The 17,513-nt window shown below is 70.3% G+C and carries 14 protein-coding genes and 1 pseudogene; 14 read left to right on the top strand and 1 reads right to left on the bottom strand.

Annotated elements, in window-relative coordinates:
* Positions 1 to 822 precede the first annotated feature (822 nt).
* The 6 genes and pseudogenes from ON27_RS10715 to recN form a co-directional block, all read left to right on the top strand.
* Positions 823 to 1,800 (top strand): annotated as a pseudogene (locus ON27_RS10715) (tetratricopeptide repeat protein); the annotation flags it as partial.
* 601 nt (positions 1,801 to 2,401) lie between these two features.
* Positions 2,402 to 3,292, top strand: a complete 891-nt coding sequence (locus tag ON27_RS10720; protein WP_043723675.1) for an HAD-IIA family hydrolase — start codon at positions 2,402 to 2,404, stop codon at positions 3,290 to 3,292.
* A gap of 82 nt (positions 3,293 to 3,374) precedes the next feature.
* On the top strand, positions 3,375 to 3,614 hold the full coding sequence (locus ON27_RS10725; protein ID WP_043723676.1) for a hypothetical protein: 240 nt from the start codon (positions 3,375 to 3,377) through the stop codon (positions 3,612 to 3,614).
* A gap of 1 nt (position 3,615) precedes the next feature.
* Positions 3,616 to 4,437 carry a TlyA family RNA methyltransferase gene (locus tag ON27_RS10730; RefSeq protein ID WP_043723677.1) on the top strand — a complete coding sequence of 274 codons (822 nt, stop codon included), beginning with the start codon at positions 3,616 to 3,618 and terminating at the stop codon, positions 4,435 to 4,437.
* Positions 4,434 to 5,393: an NAD kinase gene (locus ON27_RS10735; RefSeq protein ID WP_043723739.1), complete on the top strand. Its 960-nt coding sequence runs from the start codon at positions 4,434 to 4,436 to the stop codon at positions 5,391 to 5,393. The genes ON27_RS10730 and ON27_RS10735 overlap by 4 nt, the downstream gene beginning before the upstream one ends.
* Positions 5,371 to 7,155 carry a DNA repair protein RecN gene (gene recN / locus ON27_RS10740; protein ID WP_043723678.1) on the top strand — a complete coding sequence of 595 codons (1,785 nt, stop codon included), beginning with the start codon at positions 5,371 to 5,373 and terminating at the stop codon, positions 7,153 to 7,155. Before ON27_RS10735 ends, recN begins: the two co-directional genes overlap by 23 nt.
* A gap of 9 nt (positions 7,156 to 7,164) precedes the next feature.
* On the opposite strand, the gene ON27_RS10745 is transcribed toward recN, so the two are convergent.
* Positions 7,165 to 7,584 carry an SRPBCC family protein gene (locus tag ON27_RS10745; protein WP_043723679.1) on the bottom strand — a complete coding sequence of 140 codons (420 nt, stop codon included), beginning with the start codon at positions 7,582 to 7,584 and terminating at the stop codon, positions 7,165 to 7,167.
* Positions 7,585 to 8,104: 520 nt separating this feature from the next.
* On the opposite strand from ON27_RS10745, the gene ON27_RS10750 reads away from it, so the two are divergent.
* The 8 genes from ON27_RS10750 (at position 8,105) to ON27_RS10790 (ending at position 17,507) form a co-directional block, all read left to right on the top strand.
* Positions 8,105 to 8,449, top strand: a complete 345-nt coding sequence (locus ON27_RS10750; RefSeq protein ID WP_043723688.1) for a hypothetical protein — start codon at positions 8,105 to 8,107, stop codon at positions 8,447 to 8,449.
* Between the two features lie 196 nt (positions 8,450 to 8,645).
* Positions 8,646 to 9,860 carry a putative cytokinetic ring protein SteA gene (gene steA, locus ON27_RS10755; protein WP_043723691.1) on the top strand — a complete coding sequence of 405 codons (1,215 nt, stop codon included), beginning with the start codon at positions 8,646 to 8,648 and terminating at the stop codon, positions 9,858 to 9,860.
* Between the two features lie 11 nt (positions 9,861 to 9,871).
* A complete protein-coding gene (locus tag ON27_RS10760; RefSeq protein ID WP_043723693.1) occupies positions 9,872 to 10,816 on the top strand; it encodes a copper transporter in 945 nt (314 codons plus the stop codon).
* A 202-nt stretch (positions 10,817 to 11,018) separates the two neighbouring features.
* Positions 11,019 to 12,740, top strand: coding sequence for a CTP synthase (pyrG, locus tag ON27_RS10765; protein WP_043723695.1), 1,722 nt, complete (start codon positions 11,019 to 11,021; stop codon positions 12,738 to 12,740).
* Positions 12,741 to 12,744: 4 nt separating this feature from the next.
* Complete coding sequence (locus ON27_RS10770; RefSeq protein WP_043723697.1) at positions 12,745 to 13,404, top strand: NUDIX domain-containing protein; 660 nt, start codon at positions 12,745 to 12,747, stop codon at positions 13,402 to 13,404.
* Between the two features lie 6 nt (positions 13,405 to 13,410).
* Complete coding sequence (xerD, locus tag ON27_RS10775; protein ID WP_043723699.1) at positions 13,411 to 14,355, top strand: site-specific tyrosine recombinase XerD; 945 nt, start codon at positions 13,411 to 13,413, stop codon at positions 14,353 to 14,355.
* A gap of 456 nt (positions 14,356 to 14,811) precedes the next feature.
* Positions 14,812 to 15,756, top strand: a complete 945-nt coding sequence (locus tag ON27_RS10785) for a ParA family protein (protein WP_043723705.1) — start codon at positions 14,812 to 14,814, stop codon at positions 15,754 to 15,756.
* Between the two features lie 878 nt (positions 15,757 to 16,634).
* Entirely contained in the window at positions 16,635 to 17,507 is an 873-nt protein-coding gene (locus tag ON27_RS10790; RefSeq protein ID WP_051046426.1) for a segregation and condensation protein A, read from the top strand.
* The last annotated feature ends 6 nt before the right edge of the window (positions 17,508 to 17,513 follow it).

Consider the following 17,513-nt stretch of genomic DNA (forward strand, 5'->3'; position numbering starts at 1 on the left):
GCGATAGGGGACCCAGATTCTGGGTCCCCTATCTGCGTTTGAGCACCTGATGGGCTCCGACGAACGTTGCCGTGCCCGTGTCCCACCGCAGGCACGTGATTGAATTTGTGGGCATATCTACTTTGCGAAACCAAGAAAGGGAGCACCGTGCCGGACCAAAACGACGATCGGAAGCCCTTCCGTCGCGGCGCTCCAGACTCCGGGTCCGGCGGGCGGGGTGACCAGCCGGACCGGGATCGACGCGGCGGCGGGTTCAACCGCCGTGGCGATTCGGGGGAACGAGGCGGCTCTGCGCGCCGAGACGAATCGGGCGGCTACAGCCAGCGGGAGGGTTCTTCCGACCGAGGTGGTTTCCAGCGCCGCGACAATTCCGGCGGATTCAGCCGCCGAGGGGATAGTGGCGGCGGTTACGACCAGCGCGGCGGTTCGAGCGAGCGCGGCGGATTCAGACGCCAGGATTCCGGGGACCGGAGCGGCGCCGCCGGTGGCTTCCGCCGCGGAGGCGACGCACCCAAGCGCGGTGGTTTCCAGCGCGGAGAAGAATCCGGGGGCCGTGGCGGTTCGGCCGGTAGAGGTGGGTCCGGCGAGCGGGGCGGCTTCCAGCGCGGTCAGGACTCCGGTGAACGCGGCGGCTTCCGACGCCGGAGCGAGTCCGGCGAGCGGCGTGACGAGTCGCGAGGCGGGTTCCGTCCCAGCGGCGAGTCCGGTGCTCGCGGAGGCTTCGATCGCAGCGAGTCCCGCGGTGGATTCAGCCGCAGCCGTGACGATTCCGCCGGTCGGGGCGACACTCGCCGGGGTGATTCGGGCGAGCGGGGTGGGTTCAGCCGCCGTGACGATTCCCGCGACCGAGGCGATGCCCGCCGGGCTCCGTCCGGCGAACGCGGTGGTTTCAAGCGTCGCGGTGATTTCGACGAGCGCGGTGACGCGGGGCGGCGTGGTGACGCCGGCTACCAGCGGCGCGACGACGACCGCCGTGCTCCGCGGCCGGATCGCGAGGAACGGCGCGGTGGCGGGGACCGCGAGGATCGGGCGCCGCGCGGCGAGGCCTCGCAGGATCGTCGCCGGGGCGGCGAAGGGGCTCGTGTCGGTGGCGGCCGTGCCCTCGATCGCCGTCCGCCGCGTCCGGAAGAACCCGACCTGCCGGAGGAAGTGCAAGCCACCGACCTCGACTCCGCGGTGCGGCGAGATCTGCTCAGCCTGGACAAAGGCAACGCCGAGACGGTCGCACGTCACCTGGTGATGGCGGTGCGCCTGCTGGACGACGATCCAGGACTCGCTCTCGCCCATGCGAGGGCCGCGCGGCAGCGTGCGGGCCGCATCGCGGTGGTCCGGGAGACCGCGGGTGTGGTGGCCTACCACGCGGGCGAATGGGCGGAGGCTCTGTCGGAGCTGCGTACCGCGCGCCGGATGTCCGGTGGCTCCGGGCTGCTGGCCGTCATGGCCGACTGTGAACGAGGACTGGGCCGGCCGGAACGCGCGATCGAACTCGGCCGCAGTGAGGAGGCCCGCGCCCTGCGCGGAGACGAGGCCGCCGAACTGCGCATCGTCGTCGCGGGCGCGCGAATGGACCTCGGACAGTACGACCAAGCGGTCGTAACGTTGCAGACCTCGGATCTCGATCCGTCCCGGACCGGTTCGGCCGCCGCCCGTCTCTTCTACGCCTACGCCGACGCCCTCGTCGCAGCCGGCCGCACCGACGAGGGGCTCACCTGGTTCCTCAACGCCGCTTCGGCCGACCTCGACGGAGACACGGACGCCGAGGAACGCGCCGCCGAACTCACGGGTGAAAGCGACAGCTGACCCGCAGCCCTGCGGCCGGTCCAGCCTGTCGCCGGAGCCGCGCCGGGTATCCATGCCTTACTGCTCGGCACCACGAGCACCGGCGGCGCAGGGTTGGACGCTGAGCTGACGGCGACGCCGGAAACCGACTGGACACCGGAACCGGACAGGTCGGCTGGCTTCCGTCGGTGCGTCCGGCAGGGCATTCGCACGAGTGGCAATGTCGGTCGACAGCGCAATCGGTCCATCTGGCGGCCGTGCAGCCGCGATCCGCGACCGTCCGGACGAGCCGTCCGCCTGGTACGAAGGATTCAAGTGAACGCATGGCCGTGGCGGGCTCAGGAGTGGGGCGGATGCCCGCACGGAAGGTTGCTGCGGCCCGAGCCCATCGAAAGGAAGTTGCGAGACGGATCGCGGTGGGGGTCCGTGGTCCGTGGTCGGTGAAACCGCCTTGGCGCGTCGGTGTTCGAGGGCCGAGGAAGTGGTTGACGCCACGTCTGTCCGGTTCGATCGCTGGCGTAGTGTTCGAATGTCTCGGACTCGCCGAGCGGCGGTGCTGCCGGCGGAGCCGGTGGTATGCGAGTCGGCACAGCGCCGATCGGTGACACGGAGTGAGAGTGGTGTGAAGCGGTTACGAGATCGCTACCGGGCCCTGCTGCTGGATCTGGACGGCACGCTGTACCGCGGTCACGCGGTGATCGAGGGGGCCCCGGAGGCGCTGGCTGCGCAACGGCAGCCGGAGCAGCGGCTGGTGTACGTCACGAACAACGCCAGCCGCGGGCCGGAGGTCGTCGCCGCGCATCTGTCCGAACTCGGCTTTCCCGCCTCCCGCGACGATGTGGTCACCAGCGCCCAGGCGGCGGCGCGGTTGCTGGCCGAGCGGCTCGATCGTGGCGCGCGCGTGCTGGTCGTCGGCACCGACGACCTGGCCGCCGAGGTGGACGCGGCCGGGCTGCAGCCGGTCCGTCGCTTCGACGGGGAGGCGCCTGTCGCTGTGCTGCAAGGGCATTCGCCCCATACCGCGTGGCCGGATCTCGCCGAAGCCGCTTACGCTCTGCGGTCGGGTGCGCTGTGGGTCGCGGCGAACACCGACAAGACTCTGCCGAACGAGCGCGGACTCGCGCCGGGCAATGGCGCGATGGTCGCCGCGCTGCGCACAGCCTCCGATCGCGAGCCGATCGTGGCGGGCAAACCGTACGCGCCCCTGTTGGAGGATGCGATTCTCCGAGCCGGTTCCCGCAGTGCCTTGGTGGTGGGCGACCGTCTCGACACCGATATCGAGGGGGCCAATCGAGTGGGCCTCGACTCGCTGCTGGTGCTCACGGGCGTCAGCACGCTGGACGAACTGCGCATGGCTCCGGACGGGCAGGTCCCGACGTATGTCGCCGACTCGCTCGACGCCCTCGCCCACCCGCCGGTAGCCCTCGAACCGGAGACCGACCTCGGCGAGATGCTGCAGCGCCACCCTGGAAGAGCTGTGACGGCACGCGCGTCCGATTCGGAAATCCGATAGCGTTGACGCCACGATGACTACTCCTACGCCCCGTCCGAACGGTCCCCGCCCGGCCGCCGGTGCATCAGGTCCCCGCCCGGGGATGCCGTTGCCAGGTCAGCACTTGGCGGGTGCGCCCGGGCATGTGGAGCCGGCTGATCCGGAGCGAATCCGCGGCGAGGTCGACAGCCTGCTCGCCGAACTCGAACGGCCCGGCTGGAGCGGCTCCGCGCCCGCCGCCGAGAGCGCGGAAGCCGGGGTCGACATCACTCGCCGCGCGCGCATCCTGGAGCAGGCACATGACGTGCTGGTGCAGGCTTTGGCCACGGTGGACAAGATCTGAGGTGGCCAGACGCGCACGGGTGGACGCGGAACTGGTTCGCCGCGGATTGGCGAGATCGCGGGAACACGCGGTCGAGTTGATCGGCGCGGGCCGCGTCCTGATAGCTGGGACGGTCGCGGTGAAACCGGCGACCGCTGTCGAGGCGGGCACGCCGCTGGTGGTGCGCGAGCAACCCGACGAGGTGTCGTGGGCCTCGCGTGGCGCGCACAAACTGCTCGGCGCGCTGGAGCGGTTCGAGCCGGAGGGGCTCACCGTGGCGGGCAGGCGCTGCCTGGACGCGGGCGCGTCGACCGGTGGTTTCACCGACGTGCTGCTCAGCCGGGACGCCCGGGAGGTCGTCGCGGTCGACGTCGGTTACGGCCAGCTGGTCTGGCGGCTGCGCAACGACGAGCGGGTTCGGGTGTTCGACCGGACCAACGTGCGCAACCTGACGCCGGAGACCATCGGCGGCACGGTGGAACTGGTGGTGGGTGACCTGTCGTTCATCTCGCTGAGCCTGGTGCTGCCCGCGCTGGCGGCCTGCGCCGCGCCCGGCGCCGAGCTGCTGCCCATGGTGAAACCGCAGTTCGAAGTCGGCAAGGAGCGGGTCGGCTCCGGCGGCGTGGTGCGCGATCCAGTGCTGCGCGCCGACGCGGTGCGGTCGGTGGCGGCGGCGGCCGCGGGATTGGGCATGCGCACGCTCGGTGCGGTGGCCAGTCCGTTGCCGGGGCCGTCCGGCAATGTCGAGTACTTCTTGTGGCTGCGCAACGACGGGCCGTTCGAATACGACGACGAGCAGGTCGCGGCGCTGGTCGAACGTGCGGTTGAGGAGGGTCCACAGTGAACGCGCTGGCCCAGCCCTGCGGCCGGGAGATCTTGCTGGTGTCGCATCCGGGTCGCGCGGAGATCATCGAGACCGCCCACCGGGTGGCGAAGATCTTCGCGGACGCGGGCATCTGCCTGCGCGTGCTCGCCGACGAGGCGGACAGCACGCGGTTCGAAGCCGAGCCGGGGGGCTATCCGGTGCGCGTGGTCGAACACAGCCCGGAGGCGGCGGTCGGCTGCGAGATGGTGCTCGTACTCGGCGGCGACGGCACCTTCCTGCGCGCGGCCGAGCTGGCGCGCTCGGCCGGGGTGCCGGTGCTGGGAATCAATCTCGGCCGCATCGGTTTCCTCACCGAGGCCGAAGCCGAACATCTGGACGAGGCGCTGGCACAGGTGGTCCGGCGCGATTACACGGTCGAGCATCGGATGACCATCGACGTCACGGTCCGGGTCGACGACGAGGTCGTGGAGAGCGGCTGGGCGCTGAACGAGGCGAGCATCGAAAATGCTTCGCGCATGGGCGTGCTGGAAGTGGTGCTGGAAGTGGACGGCCGCCCGGTGTCGTCGTTCGGGTGCGACGGCATCCTCATCTCGACACCCACCGGATCGACCGCCTACGCCTTCTCCGCGGGCGGCCCGGTGGTGTGGCCGGAACTGGAAGCGCTGCTGGTGATTCCGAGCAATGCCCATGCCCTGTTCGCGCGGCCGCTGGTGACCAGCCCGGAGTCGCGGATCGCGGTCGAGTCCGTCGCGTCCGGACACGATGCGATAGTTTTCCTGGACGGCAGGCGCACGCTCGCACTGCCCAGCGGCGGCCGGGTCGAGGCGGTTCGCGGCGCTCAACCGGTGCGCTGGGTGCGGCTGGACTCGGCACCGTTCGCCGACCGGATGGTGCGCAAGTTCCAGTTGCCCGTGACAGGCTGGCGTGGCCGACGGCGAACGGAGAGCACAAGTGCTGACAGAGATCAGGATTGACGGGCTTGGCGTCATCGCCACGGCGACCGCGCAGTTCCATGCGGGACTGACCTGCCTGACCGGTGAGACCGGCGCGGGCAAGACCATGGTGGTGACCAGCCTGCATCTGCTCAGCGGTGCGCGCGCGGACGCGGGCCGGGTCCGGCTCGGCGCGTCTCGGGCGGTGGTGGAAGGCCGGTTCACCGTCGACGACGTCAACGACGCCGCCCGCGCCGAGGTGACGCAGGTGCTGGAAGCGGCCGCCGCCGAGCCGGACGACGACGGCAGCGTCATCGCGATTCGCACGGTGGGCAGCGATGGCCGTTCTCGCGCGCATCTCGGCGGCCGCGGCGTCCCCGCCTCGGTGCTGGCCGATTTCACCGCGCCCTTGCTGACCGTGCACGGCCAGAACGATCAACTGCGTTTGCAGCGTCCCGATCAGCAGTTGTCGGCGCTGGACCAGTTCGCGGGCGACGCGGTGGCCGCTGCCCTGCGCAAATACCAGGTGCTGCGGCGATCGTGGCTCGACGCCCGCACGGAGCTGCTCGAACGGACCGCGCGCAGCAGGGAATTGGCGTTGGAGGCGGATCGGCTCAAGCACTCGCTGAACGAAATCGACGCCATCGCGCCCGAACCCGGCGAGGACGTGCGCATCGTCGAGGAGGTCCGCAGGCTCAGCGATCTGGATTCGCTGCGTGAGGCGGCGGCGACCGCGCACGGCGCGCTGGCCGGGCCGGTCGACGCGCCCGAGGACGATTCCGGCGCTCTGGCAGCGCTGGGCACCGCCCGCGCTCGCATCGAGGCCGCCGACGACCCGGCGCTGATCGCGCTCGCGCCGCGCCTGGCCGACGCCATCGCCGTGGTGGTCGACGTGACCACCGAATTGAGCGGCTACCTCTCCGACCTGCCCTCGGACCCCGGTGCGCTGGACTCGCTGCTCACCCGCCAGTCCGAATTGAAGACGCTCACCCGCAAGTACGCACCCGACATCGACGGTGTGCTGGCCTGGGCGGAGGAAGCGCGCACCCGGCTGGGTTCGCTCGATGTCTCGGAGGAGGCGCTGGCCGGGCTGGCCGCCGAGGTGGACACCGCGGCCGAGCGGGTGCGGGAGGCGGCGAAGAAGCTGAGCGCCGCGCGGGCCAAGGCGGCGGGCAAGCTGGCGGCCGCGGTGAGCGCCGAGCTGGGCGGCCTGGCGATGGGCAAGGCGCGTCTGGAGGTGGAGGTGCGGCCGCTGCTCGCGGGAGCGCAGGACGCGGCGCCGCTCACCGTCGACGGCCGGGAATTGCACGCCGGGCCCACGGGCGTCGACGAAGCCGAATTCCGGCTGTCGGCGCATTCGGGCGCGCAATCGCTGCCGCTGAGCAAGAGCGCGTCCGGTGGCGAGCTGTCGCGCGTGATGCTGGCGCTGGAAGTGGTGCTCGCCAGCTCCGATCACGGAGCGACCATGGTGTTCGACGAGGTCGACGCCGGTGTCGGCGGACGGGCCGCGGTGGAGATCGGACGCAGACTGGCCCGGCTGGCGCGCACCCACCAGGTGATCGTGGTGACCCATCTGCCGCAGGTCGCGGCGTTCGCCGACACCCACCTGGTGGTCGACAAGTCCGACGACGGCAAGGGCGCGGTCAACAGCGGCGTCCGTGCGCTCACCAATGACGAGCGGGTCGTCGAGCTGGCGCGCATGCTGGCCGGTCTCGACGACACCGAGACCGGCCGGGCACACGCGGAGGAACTGCTGGCGACGGCGCGCGCCGAGAAAGCGGGCGCCGAGGCGGCTACGCGCTGAGCGCGCCGGTCAGCGAACGGCTTTCTGCGCGCCCTTGATGAACTGGCCGATCAGATTCTTCAGACCGAACTCCAGCACCTTGGCGGGCACCGGCAGCGACGGATCGGAATCCATGGTGTAGGAGACCAGGGTGCCGTTGTCGGCGTCGGCGAAGGTGACGATGCCGACGTGCCGCTTCACCGGCGCGCCCTTGACGATCTTGTATTCCATCCGCTCGCCGGGCACCAGCTTGGTGATCTCCTCGGTGACGCCCACCGGGCCGAGGCCGATCAGGTGCTGGGCGCCGACGCCCTCGCGTTCGGTCAGGCCCGGCTTGACCAGCTTGACCTGGACCGGCACGTAGGGGCTGATGCTCTCGCGGTCGGCGAAGAGCCGGTACACGACCTCGCGCGGGGCGGCGATGACGGCGTCGACGGTGGTGCTGGCCATGAAGTCTCCTGTTCGAGTTACGTGTGACCGGCAGCATATAGCTACAGCGGGTACGGCTCGATGATCGTGTCGTCCGCATCACAATCGGCGTGGAGCTGTCTGGGGTGCCTGCTGTCCGGCGAGGTCCGCGACGCGGAGTCGAGCAACGCAGAAGCAGTCGTCGCCCGAGCCCCTCATCTACTGAAGAAGCCCGTGTGATCGCCGCAGTGTCGAGCTGCACGCCGCCCCGGGAACGCCAAGCCTGATCGGGAGAATATGCCGCTACCTGGCCGCAATGCCGCGCGGGCAAATGACTTTCGCGTGCGATTGCGGGCGGCCCGCCACCTGCCGTCCGGAATGTCCGATTTTTCATCTACTATGGAAATTAGTAGGTGAACGGCGGGTGAACTCCGTCGGAGATCGGAAGCACCGAGGCAAAGGGGCCATGATGCGCAGCGTTCTTCCAACGACGACCGAGGCTGGCGGGGCGCGACGATCTGTCGCAGCCGCCCGGCGGGGGCGAGGATCTTCGAGGAAGTGGGTGTTCGCGCTGATCGTCGCCGGTCTGGCCGCCGGGTCGGTCTCGACGGCGGGTGGCGCGGCCGCGGAGTCCTTGTCCGGCTCCGATCACTCCGGTCGCTCGGGGTCGCACGGCGACTCGACGGGCTGGCACGCGATAGACCCGTTCGGGTACCAGCATTCCGACCCGAACCCGCTCCGGCAGAACGAGCACCGGGATGCGCTGCGTGAATATCACCGGCGGAACAAGCCGGACGCCGGGGAGAGCGGTGCGGACAACGGCGCGGACGACTCGGCTTGGACCCGCACGCAGCGTCCGGACAGCAGCGGCTGGACCGTGTGCCGCCCGCAGGCGAAGTGGTGCTGACCGGCCTGTCTGGACCATCCGACGGGCCTGCGGTAGCGACTTGTTCGCTGGGCTATGTCGAACCATAGAACGGATCTAGATCCCGGGTACGGCATGATCGACGCGGTGCTGGTCGGCGAGGTGGCAGCGGTCGAATTCCACGCAGGAAACGGCGCGCCTCCACCAATGGTTGAGAGTTTGCCGCCATCATCGGCGCATGCGAATGCCGGCGCTGTTGTCGAGGAACACCGAAACGCTTCCTGGTCTGATCGGGACGGCCCGGGTGGATCGCAACACCCGGCGGCTGCTCGGGCGGATCGGGCCGGGTGACATCGTCGTCCTCGACGAGATGGACCTCGACCGGATGACCGCCGACCGGCTGGTCGAGGCGCGCGTGGGCGCGGTGATCAACACCTCGCCTTCCATTTCCGGCCGCTACCCCAACCTCGGTCCGGAGGCTCTGGTGGCCAACGGGATCCTGCTGCTGGACACGGTGAGTTCGGACGCGTTCAAAAGGATCAAGGACGGCGTGAAGGTCCGCATCGATGGCGGTGTGGTCTATGCCGACAAGCTGATCAAGAAGGAGCCGGAGGTCCTCGTCGAGGGCATCGAACTCACCGAACCCGCCATCGCGGAGCGGATGATCGAGGCGCGCAACGGGCTGGCCGATCACCTGGAGGCGTTCGCGGGCAACACCATCGAATTCATCCGGACCGAGAGCGCCCTGCTCATCGACGGCTTCGGCGTTCCGGAACTGGATCTCACGATGAAGCAGCGGCATGTGGTCGTCGTCGCCGACGGACCGGACCATGCCGAGGACCTGCAGCGGCTCAAACCGTTCATCAAGGAGTACGCCCCGATCCTGATCGGCGTCGGCCGTGGCGCCGACACACTGCGCAGGCGCGGCTACCGGCCGGACGTCATCGTCGGCGACCCCGAGGAGATCACCTCGGCGACCATGAAGTGCGGCGCCGAGGTGATCCTGCCCGCCGACACCGACGGTCATGCCAAGGGGCTTACACGCATCCAGGACCTCGGCATCGGCGCGACGACCTTCCCCTCTTCGGGGTCGGCCTCCGATCTGGCGCTGCTGCTGGCCGACCATCACGGCGCCGCCCTGATCGTCACCGCGGGCGCGCCCGCCTCGCTCGACGATTTCTTCGACCGGGGCAGGCGCGACAGCAATCCGGCCACGTTCCTCACCCGGCTCAAGGTCGGCACGAAACTGATGGACGCGAAGGCCGTGGCCACCCTGTATCGCACCCGGGTGTCGGGGATCGCGGTCGCGCTGGTGGTGCTCGCCGCGCTGGTCGCGGTGATCGTCGTCCTGCTTGCGTCCAACAGCGGCGGGGAATTCCTGGACTGGGGTGTGGACACCTGGAACCGCTTCGCGCGGTGGTCGCAAGGGCAGCTCGGATCCTGGGAATTCTGAGAGGGAGAACTATGATTTCGCTGCGTCAGCATGCCGTCTCGATCGTGGCGATCTTCCTTGCGCTCGCGATCGGCGTGGTGCTCGGATCCCAGACGCTCGCCGCGGACCTGCTGTCGGGACTGCGGGCGGACAAGGCCGAGCTGCGCCGGCAGGTCGACGTCCTGACCGAGCGGACTCGGCAGCTCGACGACCAGGCCATGGCCGCCGACCGGTTCGTCGCAGGTTCGGCGGGCCGCATCCTCGGCGGCACGCTCGCCGACCGCAGCGTCGTCGTGTTCACCACCCCGGACGCCGATCCCGGTGACGTCGACGCGGTGACCAGGGCGCTCGAGATCTCCGGCGCGGGCGTCACCGGCCGGATCGCGCTCACCGAGGCGTTCATCGACGCCGCCGAGGGCGATCGGATGCGCACGGCCGTCACGAACGTCATCCCCGCCGGGGCGCAGTTGCGCACCGGCGCGGTGGACCAGGGCAGCATGGCCGGTGACCTGCTCGGCTTGGTGCTGCTGCTCGACCCCGCCAACGGGCAAACCCGTGGCACCCCCCAGGAGCTGGGGTTGGTGCTGGAGACCCTGCGCGGCGGCGGTTTCCTCGCCTACGGCGACACGCCGGTGCAGCCCGCGCAGCTCGCGGTCGTGATCACCGGTGCGGGCCTCGACGCCGCCCGCGACGGCGCGGGCGCGAACACCGCCCGCTTCGCCGGAGCCCTGCGTGGCCGTGGGGCGGGGGTGGTGCTCGCCGGACGCACGGGAGCCGCGGACGGGCAGGGGCCGATCGCGGTGGTCCGCACGGATGCCGCGCTCGCGGCGCAGGTGAGCACGGTGGACAATCTCGAACGAGAACTCGGACGCGTCACCACGGCGCTCGCGCTCGGCGAACAGCTCAACGGCGGCGCGGGCCGCTACGGCACCGGCGCCAAGGCCGCCTCGCTGACCTTGGCCGCACTGCCGGGCTGACCGGCCGGAACCGCCGGGGGATGCGGCGTCGGCCCGCCACCCGCGCGGTTCTCGCGGCACCGGCTACCGGCAACCCGTGCCCGTCCGGACGCGACCCGCCTCACACTCGGGCCGCGAGTGCTCTGACCGGCGCCTGGCGATCGGTCGGCAAACGCGCGTGGCAGTCGAACGGACGGGCGGATCCGTGTTACCGTGAAGACCCGTGGGTCAAACACGGATTCAGGCGCGAACGGCCACGAAGCACATCTTCGTCAGCGGTGGTGTCGCCTCCTCATTGGGTAAAGGTCTTACCGCCTCCAGCCTCGGGCAGCTGCTGACGGCGCGTGGGCTGCGCGTCACGATGCAGAAACTCGACCCGTACTTGAACGTCGATCCCGGCACGATGAACCCCTTCCAGCACGGCGAGGTGTTCGTGACCGAGGACGGCGCGGAGACCGACCTCGACGTCGGTCACTACGAGCGCTTCCTCGACCGGGACCTGTCCCGGGACGCGAACGTGACCACCGGGCAAATCTATTCGTCGGTGATCGCCAAGGAGCGCCGCGGCGAGTATCTCGGTGACACGGTGCAGGTGATCCCGCACATCACCGACGAGATCAAGCACCGCATCCTCGCGATGCGCGGCCCGGATCTGCAGGGCCAGACCCCGGACGTGGTGATCACCGAGATCGGCGGCACGGTGGGCGACATCGAGTCGCAGCCGTTCCTGGAGGCCGCTCGCCAGATCCGCCACGACGTGGGACGGGACAACGTCTTCTTCCTCCACGTGTCGCTGGTGCCCTACCTCGCGCCCTCCGGTGAACTGAAGACCAAGCCGACCCAGCACTCGGTGGCCGCGCTGCGCAATATCGGCATCCAGCCCGACGCGCTGATCCTGCGCTGCGACCGAGAGGTGCCGCAGGCGCTGAAGAGCAAGATCGCGCTGATGTGCGACGTCGAGGTCGACGCCTGCATCTCCACCCCGGACGCGCCGTCGATCTACGACATCCCGCGCGTGCTGCACCGGGAGGGGCTGGACGCCTACGTGGTGCGCAGGCTGGGCCTGCCGTTCCGGGACGTGGACTGGACCGTGTGGGGCGATCTGCTCGACCGGGTGCACTCCCCGCGCGAGACGGTCGAGGTCGCGCTGGTGGGCAAGTACGTCGACCTGCCCGACGCCTATCTCTCGGTCACCGAGGCGCTGCGCGCGGGCGGGTTCGCCTCGCGCGCCAAGGTGAACATCCGCTGGGTGCCCTCCGACGAGTGCGAGACCCCCTCCGGCGCGCAGCACGCGCTGCGTGACGTGGACGCCGTGCTGATCCCCGGCGGATTCGGCATCCGCGGCATCGAGGGCAAGGTCGGCGCGATCCACTACGCGCGCACGCGCGGCATCCCGCTGCTGGGCCTGTGTCTCGGGTTGCAGTGCGTCGTGATCGAGGCGGCTCGCAGGGTGGGCCTGGCGGAGGCCAATTCGGCCGAATTCGAGCCGGACACACCGCATCCGGTCATCTCGACCATGGCCGATCAGGAGCAGGCCGTGGCCGGTGAGGCCGATCTCGGCGGCACCATGCGCCTGGGTGCCTACCCGGCCACGCTGGACAAGGGCTCGGTGGTCGCGCAGGCCTACGGCAGCGAGCACGTCTCCGAGCGTCATCGCCACCGCTACGAAGTGAACAACGCCTACCGCGACAAGATCGCCGAGAGCGGGTTGAAGTTCAGCGGCACCTCGCCGGACGGGCACCTGGTCGAGTTCGTCGAACTGCCCGCCGACGTGCATCCGTTCTTCGTCGCCACCCAGGCGCACCCGGAGTTGAAGAGCCGCCCCACCCGCCCGCATCCGCTGTTCGCGGCGCTCATCTCGGCGGCACTGAAATACAAAGCGGCCGAACGACTTCCGGTGGATATTCCGGGCGAAGAACTCGCGGGTGCGGCGGAACAGGCGTAGCGGCATGACCAACGGGGGCGCTGCCGAACCGGGCAGCCACGATTTCGAGATCGTTTCCGGCGAGACCGTCTACAGCGGCGCCATCCTGGCCTTGCGGCTGGACCAGGTGCGGATGCCCGGCGGGCGGGTGGTCGAGCGTGAGGTGATCGAGCACCACGGCGCCGTCGCCGTCGCGGCGATCGATGACGACGACAACGTGGTGCTGATCAACCAGTACCGCCACCCGATCGGCAGGCGGTTGCTGGAGCTGCCCGCCGGGCTGCTCGACCTGCCCGGCGAGGACCCGTTGCTCGCGGCCCGGCGTGAGCTGGCCGAGGAGACCGGGCTGGCCGCGCGGGAGTGGGCGGTTCTGGTGGACGTGGTGCTCTCGCCCGGGTTCACCGACGAAGCGCTGCGGGTCTACCTGGCCAGGGATCTGTACGAGACCGACCGCCCGGAGCCGGAACTGGAGGAGGCGGACCTGGAAGTGGTCCGCATGCCGGTCGACGCGGCGGTCCGCGCGGCGCTGGCCGGGGAGATCGTCAACGCCACCGCCGTCGCGGGCGTGCTCGCGCTGGCGGCCGCGCGGGCCGGCGGCATCGAACCGCGGCCGCCGGACGCGCCGTGGGAGGGGCAGCCGACGGCCTTCCTTCGCCGCAAGGCGGCGCAGAAGTCCGAAGACTGACCCGACGTGCTCGGTCGCGAACTCGACGCCTATCTCGACCATCTCGCGGTCGAGCGCGGCGTCGCGGCCAACACGCTGGGCGCCTATCGGCGGGATCTCGGTCGTTACCTGGACTTCTTGGCCGGGCGCGGCATCGGCTCGCTGGAGCGGGTGGCCGAATCCGACGTGGCGGAGTTCACCATGGCGCTGCGCTCGGGCGGGGACGGGCACCCGCCGCTGGCGGCGAGTTCGGTGGCCCGCGCCCTGATCGCGGTGCGCGGCTGGCATCGCTTCGCGGCGGCGGAGGGGCTGGCCGAAACCGACGTGGCCCGCGCGGTGAAGCCGCCGGCGCCGGGGCGCAGGTTGCCCAAGGCGCTGCCCTACGACCAGGTGCTGCGCGTCCTGGAGGCGGCGGGCGGCGGACCCGGCGACGCCGCGGCGGGCGTGGACGGCGGACCGCGTGGCCTGCGCGACCGCGCGCTGCTGGAACTGCTGTACTCCACCGGCGCGCGGATCTCGGAGACAGTCGGGTTGGACGTCGACGATCTCGACATCGAGGAGCGAGCGGTCGTGCTGCGCGGCAAGGGCGGGAAACAGCGCCTGGTGCCGATCGGGCGGCCCGCCCTGACCGCCGTGGACGCCTATCTGGTCCGTGGACGCCCGGTGTTCGCCGCACGCGGAAAGGGCAGTGGCGGAGCCCTGTTCCTGAATGCTCGCGGTACCCGCCTGTCCCGGCAGAGCGCCTGGCGGGTCCTGCACACAGCGGCCGAACGTGCGGGAATCACGGCGGCGGTGTCGCCGCACACGCTGCGTCACTCGTTCGCCACCCACTTGCTCGACGGTGGCGCCGACGTCAGGGTGGTGCAGGAGTTGCTCGGGCACGCGTCGGTGACCACGACCCAGATCTACACCCTGGTCACGGTCAACACCTTGCGCGAAGTCTGGGCCACGGCTCACCCGCGAGCCCGGTGATCGTTCTGCGATGGGCTGTTCCACATGCGCGGTCCGCGCGGGACTTCCGCGTCGACACCAAGCGGTGGGCGAGGGGGTCGGTGATGGTCGGGCACGCCTCCGGAGCCGCCGCGAGTTTCTGGCTGTGCCCACAACCGGTATCGTCCGCTTCGAATGCTTCCGGCACCCGGCCGGATCGCGCGCACGGGGAGGCGTACTGGGACAGCATGAACGAGTCGCACGACCGGTTCGACGTTCATTTCGATGGCGGACCGCGATGGCGCTGACCAGGGCGGGGCGAACACGCCGCGCGCAGGCGCGGCACTCGAGTGCCGTCAAGCGGTAGCGTCTAACGAGAGCTGGACCGCACGAAAGCGAGGTCGGCCCTGATCGGCCTCGCTACGCTCGGCGAGGCAACGGGCAGGAACGTATAAGGAGCAGCGGATCGTGACGACAGCCGGAGCGGCAGAGCCGCCGATGGGTGCTGGGGCGGAGCCGCTTACGGGCTCGCGACCGGGTCCGTACTCGGACGCCGCGGCGGAAACGCTGTGGGGGCACGGGGTCGAGCCGGTCCCGGAGGACGCGACGCTCGGCCCGACCGGACGGCCGCTGCGACTGGTGCCCGACCCGCCGCCGGTCGGCCAGCACGGCGACGCGCTGATCGTGGCCATGTGCAACCAGAAAGGCGGGGTCGGGAAGACCACCTCCACCATCAATCTCGGTGCGGCACTGGCCGAGTACGGCCGTCGCGTACTGCTCGTCGACCTGGACCCGCAGGGCGCGCTGTCGGCCGGTCTCGGCGTCGCCCACCACGATCTCGACTCGACCGTGCACGACCTGCTCATCGGTTCCAAGGTGTCCATCGACGACGTCCTGATGCAGACGCGCGTCCCGAACATGGACCTGCTGCCGAGCAACATCGATCTCTCCGCCGCGGAGATCCAGTTGGTCAACGAGGTGGGCCGGGAACAGTCGCTGGGCCGCGCGCTGGAGCCGGTGCGCAACCGCTACGACTACATCCTCATCGACTGCCAGCCTTCGCTCGGACTGCTCACGGTGAACGCCCTGGCCTGCTCGGACGGCGTGATCATCCCGATGGAATGCGAGTATTTCTCGCTGCGCGGGCTGGCGCTGCTCAACGACACCGTCGAGAAGGTGCGGGACCGGCTGAACCCGCGGTTGAGCCTGTACGGGATAGTGGTCACCATGTTCGACGCTCGACTGCTGCATTCCCGCCAGGTCATGGCGCGAGTCGTCGAGGTGTTCGGCGACCTGGTGTACGACACCGCGATCGCGCGCACCGTCCGTTTCCCGGACGCCAGCGTCGCCGGTGAACCCATCACCACCTGGGCGCCGAAATCCGGTGGAGCCGAAGCGTATCGGTCGATGGCTCGGGAAGTCATCCACCGTTCCGGCCGGTGACCGGCCGCTCCGACCCCTCGTCTGCGTCCCACCACGACCCGTCCGGCCAGGGGTCTCCCGCGGCCGGATCGGCGCCCGCGTCCGACCGCCGCCCGTCCCACTCCGGTGGGTCGGAGGAATCCGCGCGATCCGTTCCGGCGAAGGCTCCTGCCCTCGGGAACGCGGCGGCCGCGTTCATCGCCGCTGGCCGCGATGCCGCGCCTGCCCGTTCCGCCCGTGCCGTCGCCGGTGACACGGCTGGACCGACCGAACCGGAGTCGGATGCCCACGCCCCTATTCCGCGAGAGAGCCCGGCCGAACCTTCCGTGACACCCCCTGCGCCGCCAGCCGAGGCGGCGGTGCGGGAGACCGCCGGAACGCAGGCCGACCTGCCTACCGAGGGCCCGGCCACTTCTGTTGACCCGGATTACCCCGGTCCTGTGCCGGACGCGCGGGGTTTTGCACCGGTGGCCTCCGGTCTTGCGCCGGATGGTCCCGGTTTTGTGCCGGACGCGCGGGGTCCTGCACCGGTTGCCTCTGGTCTTGCGCCGGATGGTCTCGGTCTAGTGCCGGACGCGCCTGGTGCTGCATCGGTGGCCTCCGGTCCCGCGTCGGACGCCTCTGGTGCCGCGTTGGACGCCTCCGGTCCCGCGTCGGACGCCTCCGGTCCCGCGTCGGACGCGCCGGGTCGTGCATCGGTGGCCTCTGGTCTTGCGCCGGATGGTTCCGGTTTTGCGCCGGAGGTGCCTGGTGCTGCGCCAGTGGCCTCCGGTCCGACGCCGGACGCCTTTGGTTCCGCGTCGGACGTGTCCGGTTCCGCGTCGGACGCATCTGGTCCCACATCGGACACACCTGGTCTCAACCCGGACGTATCCCGTCAGACGCCGGGTGTGTCCGGAATTACCGCGGACGCACCGCCTGGGGACGCGCCGCAGGGGAACGACCCCCAGGCGACCGGATTCCGGCTGCGCTTGAGCAATTTCGAGGGTCCGTTCGACCTGCTGCTGACCCTGATCAGCTCGCGCAAGCTGGACGTCACCGAGGTGGCGCTGCACAAGGTCACCGACGAGTTCATCGCCTACACGAAGGCGCTGACCGCGAACATGGCGCAGCAGAACACGTTGCGCTCGGACAAGATTTTGGACCAGACCACCGAGTTCCTGGTCGTCGCCGCCACGCTGCTGGATCTGAAGGCGGCTCGTCTGCTGCCGTCCGGTGAGATGACCGACGCCGAGGACTTGGAATTGCTCGAGGCGCGCGACCTGCTGTTCGCCCGGCTGTTGCAGTACCGCGCGTTCAAGCAGGTCGCCGAACTGCTCGGCGAGCTGGAGGCCGCCGCGCTGCGGCGCTATCCGCGGGCGGTCGGCCTGGAGGAGCGCTACGCCGACCTGCTGCCCGAGGTTACGCTGGGTGTCGGGGCGGCGGAGTTCGCCGCGATCGCGGCGGCGGCCTTCCGGCCCCGTCCGGTACCCAAGGTCGGGCTCGACCACTTGCACACGCACGCGATCTCGGTGGCCGAGCAGGCGGCACTGGTGCTGGAGCGGCTCAAACAGCGGGGTGCGGGTGCGTGGACCTCCTTCGGTGAGCTGGTCGCCGACTGCGAGGTCCCGGTCCAGATCGTCGCCCGCTTCCTGGCGCTGCTCGAGCTGTATCGCGGCAAGACGATCGAGTTCGACCAGCCCGATCCGCTCGGTCCGCTGTCGGTCAGCTGGATCGGCGACTCGGCCGCGCAACAGGTGGACACCGTGACAATCGAGGAGGACTACGGGTGAGCGAGC

It is taken from the genome of Nocardia asiatica NBRC 100129 (genome assembly GCF_000308415.1).
In the GTDB taxonomy this organism is placed as follows: Bacteria; Actinomycetota; Actinomycetes; order Mycobacteriales; family Mycobacteriaceae; genus Nocardia; species Nocardia asiatica.

Excerpts from the sequence above, each read along its gene's own strand:
- ON27_RS10770 (WP_043723697.1), top strand. The coding sequence starts at position 12,745 with ATGACCAACGGGGGCGCTGCCGAACCGGGCAGCCACGATTTCGAGATC.
- steA (WP_043723691.1), top strand. The coding sequence starts at position 8,646 with ATGCGAATGCCGGCGCTGTTGTCGAGGAACACCGAAACGCTTCCTGGT.
- ON27_RS10725 (WP_043723676.1), top strand. The coding sequence starts at position 3,375 with ATGCCGTTGCCAGGTCAGCACTTGGCGGGTGCGCCCGGGCATGTGGAG.
- ON27_RS10745 (WP_043723679.1), bottom strand. The coding sequence starts at position 7,584 with ATGGCCAGCACCACCGTCGACGCCGTCATCGCCGCCCCGCGCGAGGTC.
- ON27_RS10785 (WP_043723705.1), top strand. The coding sequence starts at position 14,812 with ATGGGTGCTGGGGCGGAGCCGCTTACGGGCTCGCGACCGGGTCCGTAC.
- ON27_RS10760 (WP_043723693.1), top strand. The coding sequence starts at position 9,872 with ATGATTTCGCTGCGTCAGCATGCCGTCTCGATCGTGGCGATCTTCCTT.